Origin of the sequence: Neobacillus drentensis (assembly GCF_036962765.1) — a bacterium.
Taxonomy (GTDB): domain Bacteria; phylum Bacillota; class Bacilli; order Bacillales; family Cytobacillaceae; genus Neobacillus; species Neobacillus drentensis_C.
This window is the reverse complement of record NZ_JBALOS010000377.1, coordinates 1-1,974: the sequence shown is the minus strand read 5'-3', so window position 1 is coordinate 1,974 and position 1,974 is coordinate 1. Positions and strand designations below refer to the sequence as shown.

The 1,974-nt window shown below is 35.0% G+C and carries 1 protein-coding gene; it reads left to right on the top strand.

The features are described 5' to 3' along the window. Positions 1-519 precede the first annotated feature (519 nt). Positions 520-1,767 (top strand): TolB family protein, encoded by a 1,248-nt coding sequence (locus V7137_RS29735; protein WP_335701400.1) that lies wholly within the window; start codon positions 520-522, stop codon positions 1,765-1,767. Positions 1,768-1,974: the final 207 nt, after the last annotated feature.

Genomic DNA, 1,974 nt, shown 5'->3' with positions numbered 1-1,974 from the left:
CTCATTTTTCAATATCTTTTTCAACTATAGGGGCAATTTGTTCAAGAAGGAAATTTCATCACTTTTGTCAATAATAAATAAAAAGAATAGGTCAGTGTAAATAATAATATTAGTTTACAAAACTTAGTTTTTTACAAATAAATCGCCGTTATTAAAACACATTATCTAAATTACGCGATGTCCTAAAGTGGAAAGAAAATACGGAAGTATTAATAATAGATTAAGATTAACAGCAGATTGGAATCATCCACGGAAATCACAAATTTGTTTATGCAATATGTCGAGGATACCGCATCCATTTGTGTTAGTGAGCACGTGTTAGCAACATCAAAGAAAACATCACCTTCCCACTATCGGGAAGGCTTTTTTGTTTCAATGAGGCAGACTAAGAGAAATCGAATAAAGGAGGTTCATTATGAAAAAGTGTCTTTCGATATTGATCGCATGTTTATTTCTCTTATCCTGTTCGCCGGTTAAAGCTAAACCATTTTAGTTAAATCCCTGAGGGAGGTCCCAACTATGATAAGGATATTACTAATGATACTTTTTATGTCGATGCATTATCCAATACCTGCTTTTGCGGCAAATGAAAAGGATGTAAAAGCAGCATTCATTAGGGACGGGAATCTTTGGACGTTTATCAACAACGAAGAAAAGCAAATGACAAAAACCGGGAAAGTATTCGGTCAACCGAAATGGTCCAAGGACGGACAATGGCTTTTGTATCAAAATGAAGCTCCGGCAGAACGTAAGGATAAAGAATTTCAGCATGAAATCTGGACATATCAAATTCAAACAGGCGAAAAAAAGAAAATATTTTATGATGCCCAAGCCCCATCATGGTCCCTAAAGAAAAATGTTATAGCCTTTAATCAAGAAGGTACATTAGACATATCTGATTTCACACGGTTCTATAATATTTCAAACGGAGTTAATGGTTATACATGGCTACCAGATGGCAGCGGTTTTTTGCTTTCATCCGCTGGCACTCTTCGACCGGACGGTTGGACAAGTGCCATTCTTTTTACCAAAAAAGTTGGAGACAATTATAAAGAAGTTGTTTTATTCGGCGGTGTTGATCATTTTTTCACCCTACCAAATGAAATTGGTACAAATAAGGATAACAAAATCCTTGCAGTTCATGCGGACGATTTTAACTATTCACCGAGTAAAAAATGGATTTCATTCATCGTCTCACCCACCGCTTCCTGGTCAATGGATAGTAACATGCTTTGTGTCATATCAAGTGATGGTAAGAACTTTAAAGTTTTAGATGAACTTATTCTACATGTTGGCAAACCAAAATGGGCGCCATCCGACGATACCATTGCATATATTTCAGGCGGTGGAAGAATTGTTTTTGGGTTTAAGAATAAGGATTTAAAAATAGAGGTAATGCCTGCATCCACAAAATATACACCCGAAAACTACATCGATCTTGATTTTGATTGGATATCTAACAACACAATTGTTACGTCAAGAAGCAAGGAAGCAGAATGGTCAAATGATTTTAGCAAACATCCGTTACCTTCCCTTTATTTCATCGATATTAAGGAAAATAAACAACAAAAAATAACAGAACCACCTAAAGGATATGGTGATTATGACCCTTTTTACGTTAAGTCGATTGATAAGATTGTTTGGATTAGAAAAACCTCGATTACAGATAACAACAGAAACCTATGGAAGGCAAATACTAATGGGACGGAAGCAAAACTATGGATTAAAAACGTGGATACGATTGAATTTTATGATGGCGGTGTTTAGAATGCACCGCCTGTTTTCAAAAATTGAACTTTATAAAGCCGAAAAACAAATTAAGCCTGTATCAATGATTCTAAGTAATTATCGGTACAGGCTTTATTATTTAATAATTTAAAACGACTATATATATTTAAGAATGAAAAGTCCGTTTTTCTATTAGGGAAAATGCCCTGGTTTAGGGGAGATCAGGAAATTAAAGAATACTTTTCC

Excerpts from the sequence above, each read along its gene's own strand:
- V7137_RS29735 (WP_335701400.1), top strand. The coding sequence starts at position 520 with ATGATAAGGATATTACTAATGATACTTTTTATGTCGATGCATTATCCA.